The sequence below is a fragment of the Halobaculum limi genome, from assembly GCF_029490015.1.
GTDB classification, from domain to species: domain Archaea; phylum Halobacteriota; class Halobacteria; order Halobacteriales; family Haloferacaceae; genus Halobaculum; species Halobaculum limi.
Genome location: NZ_CP120468.1, coordinates 2,566,727 through 2,583,883, shown reverse-complemented (window position 1 = coordinate 2,583,883; position 17,157 = coordinate 2,566,727). Strand labels below are relative to the sequence as shown.

The window sequence follows — 17,157 nt, the reverse complement described above, 5'->3', positions numbered from 1 at the left end:
CGGGACACCCGCACGACTATGCACGCGCTCGCCGATTCTGTCGTTCTCGGTCAACTCCTCCCCAGCGGGTTCGGGCTTCCGCCGCTCCCGTATCTGCTCGCGTTAGTCGCGGCGCTTGCGGGCGTCGCCGTCTGCCTCCATCGCCGCGACCCACCGTTCGGCTCTGCGCACGTCTTCGCGCTCGTGCCGTGGATGTGCGTCGGCGCGGCCGGACACGTCCTGTACGTCCTCGACGTGCTTCCCGCCGCCGTGAATCCGCTGTTCGGCACGCCCGCCGCGTACCTCACGACCGTCGCCGTCGCCGGTGCGGTGTGGCTCGCGGCGCTCGCCTCGGGCCGCGACGACGCACCGATCCTCGGCGTCGCCGGCGTCGTCGCACTCGTCCCGGCCGCCGGCGGTGTCCTCGCGGTCGGCGCGACCGACGGAACGTTCGCGCCCGCGCTCCCCGCAGCGGGGCTGGTCGGCGGTGCGCTCCTCGGCGTCGGCGTCGGTCTCTTGCTCTACCGCGGCAGCGACGAGGCCGCGGTCGCCGGGCGTGCGGGCCTGCTCGCAGTCGCCGCCCACGGCGTCGACGGCGTGACGACCGCTGTCGGCGTCGACCTGCTCGGCTTCGGCGAGCGCACACCCGCCTCGCGCGTCATCATCGAGTTCGCGGCCGACCTACCGACGGCCGAGGTACTCGGCGCTGGGTGGCTGTTTGTCCTCGTGAAACTCGCCGTCGCCGCCGTCGTCGTCCTCGCCGTCGCGCCGACCGTCCGCGACGAACCGCGATACGGCTACGCGCTGCTCGCGATCATCACCGCGGTCGGTCTCGGGCCGGGCGTCCACAACGCCCTGCTGTTCGCGGTCGCGGCCCCGGCGTGAGACGGGCGCCTCGACGTCTGCAGGACGTGATGCGCCGCGCGTGCTCGATGTGGACGGCGTCCGGCTGACGCCGAGAACTGTCAGTCCGGTGCCGTGATACTCGTTCTCCGTACCTTGTGTGTGCCCGGCGATCGGACGCACACGACACTGCGCGAAGGATTCAACTCAACTGGCGTGGATAGTGGACCATCTATGGCCCATATCAGCGGGCTGACGATCCTCGTCCCGTTCGACGTCTCGGAGACGGAGCCGCCCGCGCTGGACGTCCTCGACGCACTCGGCGACGTCGAGGTCGTACTGCTCGGCTACTTCCCGGTGCCGGACCAGGCCGAACCGGCGCTCATCAGGGACCAGTACGGTCCCGAGGCCGCGGACCGACTGGACGCCGTCGCCGCCGACCACGGCACGCCCGACCACGTGCTGGTGTTCACACACGACCGCGAGGCCAGCATCGACCGCGTCGCCGAGGAGTACGACTGTGACGCGGTGCTGACGGCAGGGCGGTCGACCACCGTCGAGCGTGTGCTCGTCCCACTTCGGGGCGACGTGAACCTCGACCGCATCCTCGGGGCCGTCGCCGGGTTGCTTCTGGCGGGCGACGAGGCGGTCACGCTGTTCCACGCGGTCGCGGCCGACACCGACCCGAGTCAGGGGGAACTCCTCCTCGCGGGCGCCGTCGACCGCCTCGTCGAGTACGGCGTCGACCGCGGCCGGATCGACTCGCGCGTCACTGAGGACAGCGACGCGCAGACGGGCATCGTCGACCTCGCTGCGGCGTACGACCTCGTCGTCCTCGGCGAGACCGAACCCTCGCTCCGCGAACGGGTCATCGGCGACCGTCTCTCGGCGATCATCGACGCGCTGGACGTCCCGGCGCTCGTCGTGAGAGACGTCGAATGACCCCACACGTCTGGGGGAGGCGGAGCAGATGAGCAGCGAGGGGGGTGAACTCGAACGCACGCTCGGCTTCGTCGAGGCGATGACGCTCGGCGGGGGGACGATGATCGGTGCGGGCATCTTCATCCTCCCGGGCATCGCCGCCGAGACCGCCGGCCCCGCGAGCGCCATCTCCTACGCCATCGCCGGGTTCGTGGCGCTACTCGCGGCGCTGTCGCTGTCGGAACTGGCGACGGGAATGCCCATCGCCGGCGGGAGTTACCACTACGTCAATCGCGCGCTCGGGGGCTTGTTCGGCGCGGTCGTCGGCTGGGGGATGTGGACTGGGCTGATGTTCGCGAGCGCGTTCTACATGATTGGGTTCGGTCAGTACCTCGTCGAACCGATCCCGTTCCTCGACGGCCGGACGTTCATCGTCGGACTGGGACTCCTGGGCTTGCTCCTCCTCCTCGGGGTCAACTACTACGGGACCGAGGAGTCGAGCGCCTTCCAGAACGTGACCATCGGCACGGAGACGGTCATCGTCCTCGTGTTCGTCGCGGTCGGTCTCTTCTTCATCGACCCCACGAATCTCGAACCCTTCTCCCCGTTTGGCCCGGCCGGCATCGTCGCCACGACGGGCATCGTCTTCATCTCGTTTCTCGGCTTCGAGATCATCGCCACCGTCGCGGGCGAGATCAAAAATCCCAGTCGGATCATCCCGCTGTCGATGATCCTCTCGGTGGTGCTGGTGACAATCCTCTACGTCCTCGTGATGCTGGTCAGCACCGGCGTCATTCCGTTCGAGTCGCTCGGTGACTCGCCTATCCCCGTCTCGGACGTTGCCGTCGTCTACCTCGGCCCCGCGGGCGTGGTCGCCATCGTCTTCGCCGCCATCATCGCGGCCATCTCCAGTTCGAACTCCTCGATTCTCGCGGCCTCGCGGGTCATCTACGCGATGGGCAGAGACGGCGTCGTGACCGACTGGTTCAACGTGAACCACCCCCGGTTCTACACGCCCCACCGGGCCATCGCGGCCACCGGCGGCATCACGGCGCTGCTCATCCTGATCGGTTTGGAGGTGGAGACGATCATCGCACTGCTCGCGGAGGCGGCGAGTTTCAGTTTCCTCGTCGCGTACTCGCTCGTCCACGTCTCGCTCGTCGTCTTCCGCCGGGCGGACCCCGACGACTACGAGCCCTCGTTTGCGCTCCCGTGGCCCATCTACCCAGTCGTTCCGATTCTGGGAGTGATCCTGTCGCTCGTCGTCGTCTCACAGATGGCGACCGTCGTGGTCGTCATTGGGTCGGGCATCGTCGCCTTCGGCGTCGCCTGGTACGTGGCCTACACGCGGGGCCGGGTCGTGAGCGAGGGGCTCCTACGTGAGGCGATTCGCGGGAAACCGGCCGAGCCGTTCCGCGTCGTCGTCCCGGTGGCGAACCCGATGACACAGCGGGGCTTGCTCGAACTCGCGGCCGCGAGCGCACGCGCCAACGCAGACCGCGGGACGCCCGAACTCGTCGCGGTCAACGTCACGCCGGTCGCCCACCCCTCGGCGCTGTTGAACGTCGAGGCCGACCGCGCGGACCACCAGCGCGAACTCCTCGAGAGTGCTCACGACATCGCGGCGCGGATGGACGTCTCGCTCCGGACGCGGGCGCTGGTCGCCCCCGACGTCGGCGAGGCGATACTCGACGTGCTCGACGAAGAGGCGGCGGACGAGGTCATCCTCGGCTGGGACGGAACGCTCTCCGAGGACGGTGACGACGTCTTCGGCCCCGTCGTCGATGCGGTGGTCAGGGGAGCCGACTGTGATATCTCGCTGGTCGACCGGAGACGCGAAACCGTCGGCGTGCCGGTGGCACTCGTCGCCCCCGGGCCGAACGCGGCAGTCGTCGCCCACCAAGCAGTCGAGTTCGCGGCCGTCGACGGCACCGTTCCGACGTTGTTGAACGTCCAACCACCCCGCGGCGACGACGACGCTGGTGCCGAGGAACGGGGGCGTGCGATCATCGCCGACGCCGCCGAGGCGGCGGGACTCGACCCGAGCGAGTACGACGTAGAGGTGGTCGTCGACGACGACGTCGGGCGGGCAGTCGTCGAGGCGACCGCGGCGTTCGACACCGTCTGTGTCGGCCTCTCGGGACGCGCCGACGGGAGCCGAATCCCCTTCGGGACCGTCACCGAGCGTGTCGTGCGCGACGCGCGGGGCAACGTCGCGCTGATCAGAGGGGCGTGAGCCGAGGTCGTGCCCCGAGACCGGATCGCGGAGCGTCTCACACCGCCGGAAGGTCCATTGTGGCTCGTCGCCTTCGCCGCCTGTGGTCCGTATCAGGGAGGCGAACGGCGACGACGCGGCCGCCGTCTGTCGGGTACACGCGGCGTCGATCCGCGGCCTCGGACCGCGCGGGTACGACGCCGACCAGGTCGAGGCGTGGGCGGGCGACTACGAGTCCGCAGACTACGACCACCTCGCGGATGACGGGCTTCGCTACGACACGGTCGCAGTCGACCGCGAGGCGGACCTGGACGGTGACGGGAAAAGTAACGAGGACGGCGACGTGGTCGGCTTCGGGACGCTGATCCCGTACCGTCGTGACTACCTCGTCGCCGACCCGCCCGCCCACCCGGTCGGCACGATCGAAGCGGTGTACGTCCACCCCGAGTACGCGGGCGAGGGCGTCGGATCGGCGCTCCTCCGTGACCTCGAACGCGAGGCACGCGACCACGGCCTCGCGTCGCTCGGGATGCACGCGTCACTGAACGCCGTCAGCTTCTACGGGCACCACGGCTACGCACGAACTACCGAGGTCAGACACGAGTTCGGTGGCGACGACTGCGACGTGACCGGGGCGGTCGTCGAAATGTGGAAACGACTCGACGCGAACTGAGTCGAACGAGTCGGTCGTCGGTCGCCCGCCTACTCCGAGGTGGCGACGCTCGTCTGCATCCCCTCGGAGTTGAACGCCGACCCCGCGCCCGCCTCGTCCAACACGATGACGCCAGCAGAGGAGCCGGTGAGTTCGCCGAACTCCCTGATTGCGCGGTCGGCGGCCGCCTGCGCGTCCATCCCGTTCTCCAAGTGTCGGACGGCCCGCCGCGTGAGCGTCGCCTTGGCGATGTCCTCGCCGGCGCCGGTGGCGCTGGCGCCGCCCGCGGGCGCACAGAAGAAGCCCGATCCGATCTGTGGCACGTCGCCGACGCGGCCCGCGAGCGCGAACGTCCGCCCGCCGGTGGAGGTGCAGGCGGCGAACGCGTCCGTCACCGGGTCGTGGGCGACCGCGCCGACGGTGTCGTGCCCGGCGAACCGCTCTTCCAACCAGTCGAGGTGCGCCTTCGGGCCGGCGTCGTGGCCCGGCGGGTCGGCGTCCTCGTACTTTTCACGCGTATCGTCGGTGAGGAGGTCGCGTTCCACATCGACCCCGAAGTCGTCCGCGAGGTCGACGGCGTGGACGCCCGAGACGAAGACGTGGGGCGTCTCCTCCATCACCACACGCGCAACCGCGGCGGCGTTGGCGACGCCGGGCATCGACGCGACCGCGCCCGCCTCGCGGTCGTCGGTCATCATCCCCGCGTCGGTGCGGACGATACCGTCCGACTGGACCGCGCCGCCGTAGCCCGCGTTGAAGCGCGGCGACTCCTCCAACACCGCGACGGCGTCGACGACGGCGTCGACCACGTCCGCGGCGGCCGCGCCCGTCTCGGCGGCCTCGTCGAGGACCGCCTGTCTCGGGTCTGGTTCGTCGGGGACACCGCCCGCGCCGCCGTGGCAGATAACTCGCATACGCGAAGCCGCGGCGGCGCCGGGCATCAATCCACGGGAACCGGCGCGGCGCTCGGGCAGTGGCGCTGGGTGGCTCAGTCGTCGCCAGCGGCGTCTACGCGCTCGACTGCCTCGTCGTCCTCGCCGTTGTCCTCTTCGTCGCCGCCGTCACTGCCGCCGACGTGGCCCGCGACGGCGAGGTAGTCGCGAGCAAACACCAGCAACGAGGGCGTGACGACGACCGCTGCGAGGTACTCGACGATGGCGACGGGTAACACCGGCGCGAGAGCGACGGCGATGAACGCCATCTGGAGGCCGGCGAGTGGGCGGCGCACGCGACTGTCGGGGAGGTCATACACCGCTAGGCCGCGGCGCTGGCGTTGCCAGCGCCCGAACTTGAACAGGTAGCGTGCGGCCGACAGCGCGAGATACCAGACCGGGATTCGCCCCCACGCAACGCCGACGAGCGGCGCGACGAGGAAGCCGAGCGTGTCGACGCCCATATCCAGCCGTTCGCCGAGGACGGTCTGCGAGCCGACGTGGCGGGCGATGGCCCCGTCGACGGCGTCGAGCGCCGCGCCCGCGCCGTACAACAGCGCCGGTGCCCACGCCCACGCGCCGTTGAGCGATCCTGTCAGGAGGAATCCGGCGACGCCTGCATACAGTAGGCCGCGGCCGAGCGTCACGCCGTTCGCGAGGCCGAGGCCGTCGCGTCGTGCGTCGGGAGCGTCTGTCGGGTGATTTGCGTCGACGTTGCCCGTGAGGAACCACCACTCCCACGCGACGACGACGGCCGCCGGGAGCAGCCACACGCCGGCAGTGTCGGGAGCGACGCCCGCCGTCAACACCGCCGCGCCCGTCGCGAGTGCGACGAGGCCAGCGACGGCCCACGCGACCACCGCGCGGGGTGTCCGACCCGTGCGCCTCCTCACCGCCTCGCTCATCGCTCGAACTCCGGGTCCGCGAGGCCGTCGAGGCGAGCACGGTCGGCGTCGGTCAGTTCCGCCCGTGCGCTCGCGAGGTTCGCGACGACGTGATCGGGGTCGTTGCTGGCGGGGATGGGAACCACGCCGTCGGCGACGTCCCACGCGAGCACCGCCTCTGCGGGCGTGACGCCCGCCGACTCCGCCACCGCGTGGACCGCTTGCTCGTCCAACAGTCCCGGCGCGGACAGCGGCGAGTGGGCGACGACGCGGATGCCACGCTCGTGGCACCACTCGATGAGGTCGGTCTGCGGGAGGTAGGGGTGGCGCTCCACCTGGACCAGCGCGGGTTCGATGCCCGTCTCGGCGACCAGCGACTGGAGCGGCCCGAGATCGACGTTGCAGATGCCGATGGTGCGCGTCAGCCCCTCCTCGCAGAGTCCCGCGAGGTCGCGCCACGTCGCCGCCAGCGAGCGATCGGCGGTCGCACGCTCGCCGTCGTCGTCGGTCGGGAACGTCAGTGACTCCTGTTCGTCGACCGGGCGCTCCGCGAGGCGCCGGAGCGGTCCCTGATACGCCCACGCGTCGGGCCAGTGGAGCGCGTAGCAGTCGAACGCGTCGACGCCCAACTCCGCGAGCGACCCCACACACGCCTCTCGCAGGTGACCGTGGTTCGTGTTCCACGCCTTCCCGAGCACGAACAGCGACTCGCGGTCGGGCGACCCCGGTGCGTCGAGGAGGTCGCCGATACGCGACTCGTTGCCGTACAGTTCCGCCGAGTCGAGCAGGCGGTACCCCGCGTCGAGCGCCGTCCCGACGGAGTCAATTCGGTCGACGTACTCGCCGTCTCGGTAGCGCGAACACCCGAACCCGACGGGCGGAAGCCGAAGCGCGGAGTCGGCCGCTCGCCCCGACGCTGGTGGTCGAACGGTCGGGGGAACGTGACCCAGGGACAGCGACCCGGCGGCCGCGTCGTCGGGGCCGGCCACGTCGCGTCCGGTTCCCTCGGGAGCGGTCGCCTCGGCCTCGATGGCCGCACAGACGGCGACGACGTGGGCCGCACGCTCGGCCGTGTCGCGCGGGCGGTCGCCGCGTTCGAGGGCACGAGCGAGCGTCTCGGGTCCGTCCAGATGGGTTCGCTCGCGTTGCGGGCGGGGGTGCGGTGCCGACACCGACTCGCGGTCGCCACCGCGGACCTGCACGGCGTCGCGGTTGGCGGCCATCGCACCCGCGTCGTCGAGATAGAGCGTGCCGTCGTCGCCGTGGAGTTCGACCGAGTAGAACTCCCGACTGCGGTGGTCGGCGTACAGACTCGCTCGCAGCGAGACGACCGGTCCCTCGGCGAACGCGACGGTCGCCTCGACGTGTGCCGGCGCGTCGGGGCGGCGCTGCTCGCGGTCAGGCCACGCGTCGACGGCGTCCGCCGAGCGCACGCGCTCGATGGGACCGAACCAGTCGACGAGGACCGACAGCGGGTACACCGCGCCGTCGTACAGTGGGCCGACCGCGAGGAACGAGTCGGGTCGGTCGTGCCACTCGGTGACGCGGCCGACGTGCGCGGTCGCGTACACGAGGCGAACCTCCCCGAGGCGGCCGTCCGTGAGGAGGGTCTTGGCGTGGCGCTGGGCGTCACAGTCGGGAGCGATGGGTGCACACCCGAGCGCGAGGCCTCGATCGCGGGCGAGTGAGAGGAGGTCGGCGGCTTCCTCGGGTTCGAGTGCGAGCGGCTTCTCCGAGAAGACGTGTCGCCCGGCGTCGAGACACATCTCGGTGACGGGCGCGTGTGCGGCGTGGCTGGTGAGGTTGACGACGAGTGGGGCGTCTTCGGCGGCGAGCATCTCGTCGAGGTCGGCGTAGACGGCCGGGCGGTCGGCGTCCGTCGCGCCAGCAACGCCGTCGTCTTCCCCGGCGACTACGTCAGCGACCGCGGCCGCGCGGTCGCGATCCAGATCACAGACGGCCGCGAGCGACAGCGACGAGTCCGCGAGGCCGGCGGCGTACTGCTCGGCCACCGCGCCCGCGCCGACGAACAGACAGTTCACACGGGACGCACACGACGGAAGCGCATATAACTGGAGGTCGGTCGAGCGACGGTCACCACGGCCGATCGTGTCTCCGTGCTGACGTTCGATCCCGGCGTCTCAAACGGAGAACGGCAGGCTTTTTCGATCCCCGTCAGAAGCCGCAGGCACGCTATGAGCTACGACATCGCCGAACGCCCCGAGGAGGGCGAGGCCATCACCCTTGTTGACGAGGAGACGGGCGAACTCTCGGTCCCCGAGAACCCCATCATCCCGATCATCCACGGCGACGGTATCGGAACCGACGTCGGCCCCGCCGCACAGAAGGTACTCGACGCCGCCGCGGAGGCGACCGGCCGCTCTATCGCGTGGATGCGCGTGTTCGCCGGCGAGTCCGCCCGCGAGAAGTACGACGAGAACCTGCCCGAGGAGACCGTCGAGGCGTTCCGCGAGTTCCGCGTCGGCATCAAGGGCCCGCTGACGACGCCCGTCGGATCGGGCTTCCGTTCGCTCAACGTCGCGCTCCGCAAGACGCTCGACCTGTACGCGAACGTCCGCCCCACCTACCACCTCGACGGCGTCCCGTCGCCGGTCAAGAACCCCGGCGAGATGGACATGATCACGTTCCGTGAGAACACCGAGGACGTGTACGCCGGCATCGAGTGGGAGGCTGGCACCGACGAAGTCGAGCAGGTCCGCGAGTTCGTCGAAGACGAGATGGGCTTCGACTCGACCATCCACGACGGCCCCGTCGGTATCGGCGTCAAACCCATCTCCGAGTTCGGCTCCAAGCGCCTCATCCGCCAGGCGATCAACTACGCGATCAACAACGACCGCGACTCGGTCACCCTCGTCCACAAGGGGAACATCATGAAGTTCACCGAGGCGGCCTTCCGCGACTGGGGCTACGAACTGGTCGAGGAGGAGTACGGCGAGAACGTCATCACCGAGGACGAACTGTGGGACGAGCACGACGGCGAGCAGCCTGAAGGTACCGTCGTTGTCAAGGACCGTATCGCCGACAACATGCTCCAGCAGCTCCTGACGCGGACGAGCGATTACTCGGTCATCGCGACGATGAACCTCAACGGTGACTACATGTCCGACGCCGCCGGTGCGCAGATCGGTGGCCTCGGCATCGCGCCCGGCATCAACTTCGGCGAGGGCAAGGCGCTCGCAGAGCCAGTGCACGGCTCCGCGCCCAAGTACGCCGGTGAGGACAAGGTCAACCCGACCGCGATGATCCTCTCGGGCCGCGAGATGCTCGACTACCTGGGCTGGAACGACGCCGCGGACCTCGTTCGCGACGCCGTCGAAGCGCAGATCAGCGAGGGTCGCGTCACCTACGACCTCGAACGCCAGCGCGAGGGTGCGACGAAACTCGCCACCTCCGAGTTCGCCGACGAGATCGTCGAGCGCATCCACGACCTCGCGTAAGCACGCACGACACCGCGCGGCCGTCGCGCGTCTCGCGTGCACATCGACACTCCAGTTTTTCACGTCTCGGTACGTACAGGTCTCTGTGGGAGATAGCCACGAGGACCCCTTCGCCGGGATCCCGGACGACCTGACCGCCGACCTCGACCGCGCACAGCAGACACTCTCCGTTCGCGTCGAGCGACGCACGTACAACAAGCCCGTCACCGTCATCGAGGGGTTCGACCCCGACGCGACCGACCTCAAGGCGCTCGCTTCGGAGTTGAAGCGCGCCGTCGGTGCGGGCGGAACCGTCGACGACGCCGCCATCGAAGTGCAAGGTGACCACGCCGACCGCGTGCGCGACATCCTCGCACAACAGGGATTCGAAGTCGCGTAACCGCCCGTCGCCGCTACACCCGTAACCGCCGAATCAATCCGTCTCACCCGCAGATTCTCGACGCTCAGCCACCGACCCGGCGAGCGACGCTACAGCGACCGCGCCAGCGCCGCCAGCGCCTCACGCCCGCCCGACGCGATGGGGTCGCCGTGGCCGACACAGACCGTCTCGAAGTCGGGGGCGCGGTCGTCGAGCGAGCGGACGCTCTCGCGCACCTCGTCGGCGCTGTAACTGATGTACCACGGCGACGCCTCCAGGTCGCCGCCGTCCTCGCGAACGAGGTCGCCGACGAACGCGATTCCACGCTCCTCGCTCACCCACGCGAGGTGACCCGGACCGTGCCCGGGAGTGTGATACGCCGTGAAACTCCCGACCGAATCGCCATCGGCGACGCGTTCGACCGGCAGACTCGGCGTGTCGAGGAATCGGCCGGTGACGCGCTGGAGCAGGGCTTTGGGAGGCCACAGGCTGGGAGTTTCGCTCCCGTCGAGGAACGAGGCGTCGGGTTCGTGGGCGTACACCGGGCAGTCGAGTTCCGTGAGGCGACCGAGTGCGCCGACGTGGTCGTAGTCGTAGTGGGTGAGGAGCACGCCGTCGACGTCGCGCAGGTCGTAGCCGGCGTTGGAGACGGTCGCCCGAATCGCGCCCGCGTCACCCGGTACGCCCGCGTCGACGAGGTAGACGGACGCGTCCTCGTCGTCCCCATCGCGCACGAGGAACGTGTTCGACGCGCTCCCGTCGACGCGCCACACGCCACCAGGAAGCTCCGTCGCCGTCGCAGCCGTGAGGGACTCGGAGTGGGTTGCCATAGCCCGAGATACGCACGCGGCGAGTAAAGGCGTATGCCCGGGAGCGTCGGTCCCCGCCAGTCGGGTCGTGGCCGCCGATCAGTTCCCGAGGATGCGGTCGGCACACTCGTAGCCGGCGACGACGCCGCCGTCAAGCGAGCGTTCGGGGTACTGGGCGGCGCTGGCCATCCCCGCGTAGTAGACTCCCTCTGTCACCTCCTCGCTCAGATCGTACGGGACGACCATGTCGCGGTACCCGCGTTCGTAGATGGGGGCGGCCCGCGGCGCACGAGCGAGGCGGAACTGCGACACCGAGTCGCGGTCGAACTGGGGGAACATCTCGCCGACGTGGTCGAGCCAGCGGTCTTCGACCTCGTCGTCGCTTGCGGTCGCCAGCCACTCCTCCTCCGACTGGACGTAACTGGCGATGTACAGGAGGTGGTCGCCGCCGTACCGTTCCGGCGGCACGAAGTTGGTGTGCTCGATGAGTGCGCCGAACGGGGCGTCGTGGCCGATGTTGAGCCAGTAGGTGTCCGTCAGCGACTCCTCCAACGTCGCGACCGCACACACCGCGCCCTGGAAGTCGATGTCGCAGGCGTAGCCGGTGAGGTCTTCGAGGACGTTCGGCATCGTCGCGACGACGACGCCGTCCACCGCCTCGGTGCGTGTCTCGCCGTCCTGTTCGACGGTGATGGCGGAGACTGCGTCGGTGTCGGCTGCGCCGTCCTCACCGAACTCGACGCCGGTGACGCGGGCGTTCGTCTCGATGTGCTCCATCCCCACGTCCTCGACGAGAGCGTCGACGAGGGGTGCGAATCCGCCCTGTGGGTAGCCCAGTATCTCGCCGCGCAGGAGGGCGCGTTCGCCGCGGAACTTGATCCGGCCGAGGAGCCACGCGGCGCTCACGTCGTCTTTCCGAGAGCCGAACTTCGCGTCCAAGAGGGGTTCGAAGAAGTTGTCGTAGACGCCGCGAGAGGTGTGATCGAGGAGGAACTGTTTGATCGGAACGTCCTCGAAGTCCGCGAGGTCGTCGTAGGTGTCGAAGGATGGGACGCCGCCGCGCACGTCGATTTCGAGCGTGAGCATCCCCAGGCGGAACTTGTCGTACACGCTCATGTGCGGGTACGCGAGAATCTCCCAGGGAGTGTCAAGCGGGTGGACAACGCCGTCGACGTAGTAGGCGTTCTTGCCGACGATCCACTCGATGCTGTCGCCCAGTCCCAAGTCCTCGGCGAGTTTGACGATAGTCTGCTCGGACTTCGAGAGGTGGTGGTAGAACTGTTCGATGTCGTCACCCGCGGTCGAGTAGGTGCGGGCGAGTCCACCCAGCGCGTCCGCGGGACCGGCCTCGTACACCGCCACCTCGCGTCCGCCTTCGCGCAGGCGACGGGCGGCGGCGAGACCCGCGATGCCGCCGCCGATGATCGCGATCATGACACGGAATCGGTGACCCCGTGGCAAGTGGCTTGTGGATGGCTCCGACAGACAGCCTCGACGGCGAGAAGCCTGAACTTGCTCCGTCGTGAACTCGAACGTATGTCAGACGACGACATCACCGTCGACGTCGAGGTGGAGGTGGAGGTCGACAGCGACGAACTCGAAGCCGAGGTCGACAACGCAGACGAGTTCGAGGCGGAACTGACCGCGCCGGGCGTCGAAATCGAGGTGGAAGCCGAGGTCGAGTTCGCCGGCGACGAGGCCGACCACGGGGATAACGACGACGCTGGCGACGAGGCCGACCACGGGGATAACGACGACGCTGGCGACGAGACCAACCACGAGGATGACGGCGACGCTGGCGACGAAACCCACGACGAACACGAAGCGGAACACGACCACGAGGACGACGACACGACTAGCGACGCCGACGCGGAGGCGGTCGGCGAACCGGACCACGAGGCCGCCGTCGACGCCGAACCCGACCCGGACAGCGAAGGGCCGACGTACGAGGACTTCGAGTAACGACGCGAGCGACGAACGTGCCGCGGGACGCCGACCGCCGCCGAACGCGCCTTTTACACCACGTCGGTTCCCATCCACTCGTATGAGCGAACCGCGCGTCCCCGGCGGCGGGGACGACGTCGAGTTGCCGTGCGGCGAGACGCGTGCGCTGTCGGTGTTCGACCTGGGGATGCGAGAGTACGACTGCGCGTGCGGCGCGCACCACGGCGTCGTCACCGACGTGAACCCGCCCGAGCGCTTCCTCCCGGAGTTTCTCGTCGGGACGCTCCGAGAGGCGGTCGAGACGACCAGCGAGGAGATGCCCGAGTTCGGCACGCCACACCTGATGGGAATCGTCTTGGAGGAATTCCCCGAGCAAGTGACCGCCGTCGACGCCAGCGAGAACCCCGATATGGGCTACTCGATGCTGTGGATCACGGAGTTCGACTCCCGCCGTCTCCACGAGATTATCGTCGAACTGGTGATCGAGTTGATGGAACACGCTGTGAGCCACGCCGACGACTCGACGGCGATGACGAACTTCGAAGAGCAGATGCTGGAGTTCGACGTGAGCGAGTTCGTCGACCAGTACCGCGCCGAACGCGACCTCGACGCCGACGACGTGTACGTCTGAGTCGGCCCCACGCCGTCACCCATCGCGCGGACGCCCGCCACAGCACCGCTTCTGTCCGAACCGCGACCACATACCTTCGGGACCGCCTGCGAGGCATTCGAGTTTCGAATTTCGTAAAGCCGTTACGAAAATCGGTACGATTCGTCGGCCTTATTACGATGACCGCATTCGACTGCGGTAATGAGTCAGGACACCGGGGAGGAGGATCGCACCATCCTCCTCATCGGCAGTGGCCCGATCCAAATCGGACAGGCGGCCGAGTTCGACTACTCCGGCGCACAGGCGTGTCGCGCGCTGCAGGAGGAGGGGGCCCGAGTCGTCCTCGTCAACTCCAACCCCGCGACGATTATGACCGACCCGGAGATGGCCGACAAGGTGTACATCGAACCCATCAACACCGAGGCCATCAGCGAGGTCATCGCGAAAGAGCAACCGGACGGCGTCATCGCGGGCCTTGGCGGGCAGACGGGACTGAACGTCACCGCCGAACTCGCAGAGGAGGGCGTCCTCGACGAGTACGACGTCGACATTATGGGGACGCCGCTGGACACCATCTACGCGACCGAGGACCGCGACCTGTTCCGCCAGCGAATGGAAGGCCTCGGCCAGCCAGTGCCCGCCTCGACGACCATTTCGCTCGACGAGGGCGAGGCGGTCGCCGAACTCACCGAGGAGGGCCTTCGCGACCGCGTCGAGGACGCTGTCGACGAAGTGGGCGGCCTCCCGGTCATCGCGCGCACCACCTACACGCTCGGTGGGAGCGGATCCGGTGTCGTCGACGAGATGGACGAACTCGTCGCTCGCGTGCGCAAGGGCCTGCGCCTCTCGCGCAACTCCGAGGTGCTCGTCACCGAGTCCATCTCCGGGTGGGTCGAACTGGAGTACGAGGTGATGCGCGACGCCGACAACTCCTGTGTCATCATCTGCAACATGGAGAACCTCGACCCGATGGGCATCCACACGGGCGAGTCGACCGTCGTCACGCCCTCGCAGGTCATCCCCGACGACGGCCACCAGGAGATGCGCGACGCGGCGCTGGAGGTCATCCGCGACCTTGGTATCCAGGGCGGGTGTAACATCCAGTTCGCGTGGCGCGACGACGGCACACCCGGCGGCGAGTACCGCGTCGTCGAGGTGAACCCCCGCGTCTCCCGCTCGTCTGCGCTGGCGTCGAAGGCGACGGGCTACCCCATCGCCCGCGTCACCGCGAAGGTCGCACTCGGCAAGCGCCTCCACGAGATTACCAACGAGATTACCGGCGAGACGACGGCCGCGTTCGAACCGGCCATCGACTACGTCGTGACGAAGGTGCCGCGCTGGCCCATCGACAAGTTCGAGGAGACCGACTTCACGCTCTCGACGGCGATGAAGTCGACCGGCGAGGCAATGGCTATCGGCCGCACCTTCGAGGAGAGCCTGCTGAAGGCGCTCCGCTCCTCCGAGTACGACCCCGCCGTCGACTTCGGCGACTTGGAGGACGAGGAACTCACCGAGGAGTACCTCGAACGGCCCAGCCCCGACCGCCCGTACGCGATGTTCGAGGCGTTCGAGCGTGACTTCTCCGTCGAGGAGGTCGTCGAGGCGACCGGCATCTACGAGTGGTACGTCGAGCGGTTCTCGCGCATCGTGGAGGCGAGCAAGGAGGTCGTCGACGGCGAGTTCGTCGAGGCGGCGACTGCCGGCTTCACCAACGCCGAGATCAGCGCGCTCGCGGGCAACGTCTTCGAGGACTCCAGCCTGACGTGGCTCCCCGAGACGCGCGGCGCGTGGCGAGAGGCCCCCGAGGTGGCGGCGCCCCACGCGGACGGCGAGGAACTGCCCGTCTCCGCCGCCCGCGCGGGCGTCGGTGAAGTCGAGTCGCAGGTGCCCGGCCGCACGTACAAGCAGGTCGACACCTGCGCCGGCGAGTTCCAGGCGTCGACGCCGTACTACTACTCCTCGCGCAAGCCCGAGTGGTTCTCCGGGCCGTTCGAGGGTGACGCCGCGGGCGGCGAACTCCGCGTCGACCGTGACGCCGAGAGCGTCGTCGTCGTGGGCGGCGGCCCCATCCGCATCGGACAGGGCGTCGAGTTCGACTACTGTTCGGTCCACGCCGTGCGTGCCCTGCGCGAACAGGGCATCGAAGCGCACGTCGTCAACAACAACCCGGAGACGGTGTCGACGGACTACGACACCTCCGACGGCCTGTTCTTCGAACCCATCACCGCCGAGGAGGTGGCCGACGTCATCGAGGCGACGGCGGCGGACGGCGTGATGATCCAGTTCGGCGGGCAGACGTCCGTCGACATCGGCGAACCCCTGCGCGACGAACTCGACCGCCGCGGCGTCGAGTGCGACATTATGGGCACGTCCGTCGAGGCGATGGACCTAGCGGAGGACCGCGACCGCTTCAACCGCCTGATGGACGAGCGTGGCATCGCTCAGCCGGAAGGTGGGAGCGCTACCAGCGAGGAGGAGGCGCTGGAACTCGCGCGCGACCTCGGCTACCCGGTGCTCGTGCGCCCGAGTTACGTCCTCGGTGGCCGCGCGATGCGCGTCGTCGACGACGACGAGGAACTCAAAGAGTACATCGAGGAGGCTGTCCGCGTCTCGCCGGACAAGCCCATCCTCGTCGACGAGTTCCTCGCCGACGCGGTGGAACTCGACGTCGACGCTGTGAGCGACGGCGAGGACGTCCTCATCGGCGGCGTGATGGAACACGTCGAGGCCGCGGGCGTCCACTCGGGCGACTCCGCGTGTGTCATCCCGCCACGCTCGCTCGACGACGAGACGATGGCCCGCGTGCGCGAGGTGACCGAGGACATCGCCGACGCCCTCGACACGGTCGGCCTGATGAACGTCCAGTTGGCCGTGCGCGACGGCGAGGTGTACGTCCTGGAGGCGAACCCGCGCTCCTCGCGCACCGTCCCGTTCGTCTCGAAGGCGACGGGCGTCCCCATCGCCAAACTCGCCGCCCGCGTGATGGCCGGCGAGTCGTTGGCCGACATCGGCGTCGAAGAGTCCGTGCCCGAGCACTTCTCGGTGAAGGAGGTCGTCCTGCCGTTCGACCGCCTGCCGAACTCCGACCCGCGCCTGGGCCCCGAGATGAAGTCGACGGGCGAGGTGATGGGCACCGCGAGCGACTTCGGCGTCGCCTACGGGAAGGCACTCGACGCCGCGGGCCACGGCCTGCCCGACGGCGGCACGGTCGTCTTCGAGACGGTCGGTGACGCCCTGCCCGCACCCGATAGCGACGACTTCGCTGCTCTGCGCGACGGCTTCGCGGAGTACTACGACGTTGAGGAGATCGACGACGTACAGGAGGCGATTCGCACCGGCGAAGTGGACCTACTCGTCAGCGACGAGGTGGACGCCCTGCGCGAGGCCGTCTCCGAAGAGGTCGCGTACCTCTCGACGACCGAGTCCGCGACGGCGTCGCTGGAGGCGCTGGCCTCCCGTGCGGCCGACGAACCGCTCGACGTGCTGGCGGTCTCCGAGCGCCCGCGCCGCGTCGAGGCGTGGGGTCTCGGAGAGTAACGCCGCCCGCGACCT

At 69.0% G+C, this 17,157-nt stretch carries 14 protein-coding genes; 9 read left to right on the top strand and 5 right to left on the bottom strand.

The genetic code is table 11. The features are described from left to right. Window positions 1–18 precede the first annotated feature (18 nt). From P0D77_RS13130 to P0D77_RS13115, 4 genes are all read left to right on the top strand, one after another. On the top strand, window positions 19–864 hold the full coding sequence (locus P0D77_RS13130; RefSeq protein ID WP_277553543.1) for a DUF63 family protein: 846 nt from the start codon (window positions 19–21) through the stop codon (window positions 862–864). Window positions 865–1,056: 192 nt separating this feature from the next. Continuing rightward, window positions 1,057–1,764, top strand: coding sequence for a universal stress protein (locus tag P0D77_RS13125; RefSeq protein WP_277553542.1), 708 nt, complete (start codon window positions 1,057–1,059; stop codon window positions 1,762–1,764). A gap of 28 nt (window positions 1,765–1,792) precedes the next feature. Then, window positions 1,793–3,979, top strand: a complete 2,187-nt coding sequence (locus P0D77_RS13120) for an amino acid permease (RefSeq protein WP_277553541.1) — start codon at window positions 1,793–1,795, stop codon at window positions 3,977–3,979. Between the two features lie 82 nt (window positions 3,980–4,061). Further along, the gene (locus tag P0D77_RS13115) at window positions 4,062–4,631 is read left to right on the top strand and encodes a GNAT family N-acetyltransferase (RefSeq protein WP_277553540.1); all 570 of its coding nucleotides are present in this window, start codon (window positions 4,062–4,064) and stop codon (window positions 4,629–4,631) included. 29 nt (window positions 4,632–4,660) lie between these two features. On the opposite strand, the gene P0D77_RS13110 is transcribed toward P0D77_RS13115, so the two are convergent. From P0D77_RS13110 to P0D77_RS13100, 3 genes are all read right to left on the bottom strand, one after another. Next, a complete protein-coding gene (locus P0D77_RS13110; protein ID WP_277553539.1) occupies window positions 4,661–5,524 on the bottom strand; it encodes an isoaspartyl peptidase/L-asparaginase in 864 nt (287 codons plus the stop codon). Window positions 5,525–5,598: 74 nt separating this feature from the next. Next, window positions 5,599–6,447: a CDP-alcohol phosphatidyltransferase family protein gene (locus P0D77_RS13105; RefSeq protein WP_277553538.1), complete on the bottom strand. Its 849-nt coding sequence runs from the start codon at window positions 6,445–6,447 to the stop codon at window positions 5,599–5,601. Further along, entirely contained in the window at window positions 6,444–8,468 is a 2,025-nt protein-coding gene (locus P0D77_RS13100; RefSeq protein WP_277553537.1) for an aldo/keto reductase, read from the bottom strand. The genes P0D77_RS13105 and P0D77_RS13100 overlap by 4 nt, the downstream gene beginning before the upstream one ends. A gap of 153 nt (window positions 8,469–8,621) precedes the next feature. Here P0D77_RS13100 and icd point away from each other — a divergent pair, with 153 nt between their 5' ends. Both icd and yciH read left to right on the top strand, forming a co-directional pair. Beyond that, window positions 8,622–9,884 carry an isocitrate dehydrogenase (NADP(+)) gene (gene icd / locus P0D77_RS13095; RefSeq protein WP_277553536.1) on the top strand — a complete coding sequence of 421 codons (1,263 nt, stop codon included), beginning with the start codon at window positions 8,622–8,624 and terminating at the stop codon, window positions 9,882–9,884. A gap of 85 nt (window positions 9,885–9,969) precedes the next feature. Then, window positions 9,970–10,263, top strand: a complete 294-nt coding sequence (yciH, locus tag P0D77_RS13090) for a stress response translation initiation inhibitor YciH (RefSeq protein WP_277553535.1) — start codon at window positions 9,970–9,972, stop codon at window positions 10,261–10,263. 89 nt (window positions 10,264–10,352) lie between these two features. Here yciH and P0D77_RS13085 read toward each other — a convergent pair whose 3' ends face one another. Together P0D77_RS13085 and P0D77_RS13080 are read right to left on the bottom strand one after the other, a co-directional pair. Continuing rightward, window positions 10,353–11,072 carry an MBL fold metallo-hydrolase gene (locus P0D77_RS13085; RefSeq protein WP_277553534.1) on the bottom strand — a complete coding sequence of 240 codons (720 nt, stop codon included), beginning with the start codon at window positions 11,070–11,072 and terminating at the stop codon, window positions 10,353–10,355. Between the two features lie 78 nt (window positions 11,073–11,150). Then, window positions 11,151–12,485, bottom strand: a complete 1,335-nt coding sequence (locus tag P0D77_RS13080) for an NAD(P)/FAD-dependent oxidoreductase (protein WP_277553532.1) — start codon at window positions 12,483–12,485, stop codon at window positions 11,151–11,153. A 102-nt stretch (window positions 12,486–12,587) separates the two neighbouring features. Here P0D77_RS13080 and P0D77_RS13075 point away from each other — a divergent pair, with 102 nt between their 5' ends. From P0D77_RS13075 to carB, 3 genes are all read left to right on the top strand, one after another. After that, on the top strand, window positions 12,588–13,013 hold the full coding sequence (locus tag P0D77_RS13075) for an ICP22 family protein (RefSeq protein ID WP_277553531.1): 426 nt from the start codon (window positions 12,588–12,590) through the stop codon (window positions 13,011–13,013). Between the two features lie 82 nt (window positions 13,014–13,095). Then, on the top strand, window positions 13,096–13,626 hold the full coding sequence (locus tag P0D77_RS13070) for a DUF5815 family protein (RefSeq protein WP_277553530.1): 531 nt from the start codon (window positions 13,096–13,098) through the stop codon (window positions 13,624–13,626). A gap of 180 nt (window positions 13,627–13,806) precedes the next feature. Continuing rightward, window positions 13,807–17,142, top strand: coding sequence for a carbamoyl-phosphate synthase large subunit (carB, locus tag P0D77_RS13065; protein ID WP_277553529.1), 3,336 nt, complete (start codon window positions 13,807–13,809; stop codon window positions 17,140–17,142). The last annotated feature ends 15 nt before the right edge of the window (window positions 17,143–17,157 follow it).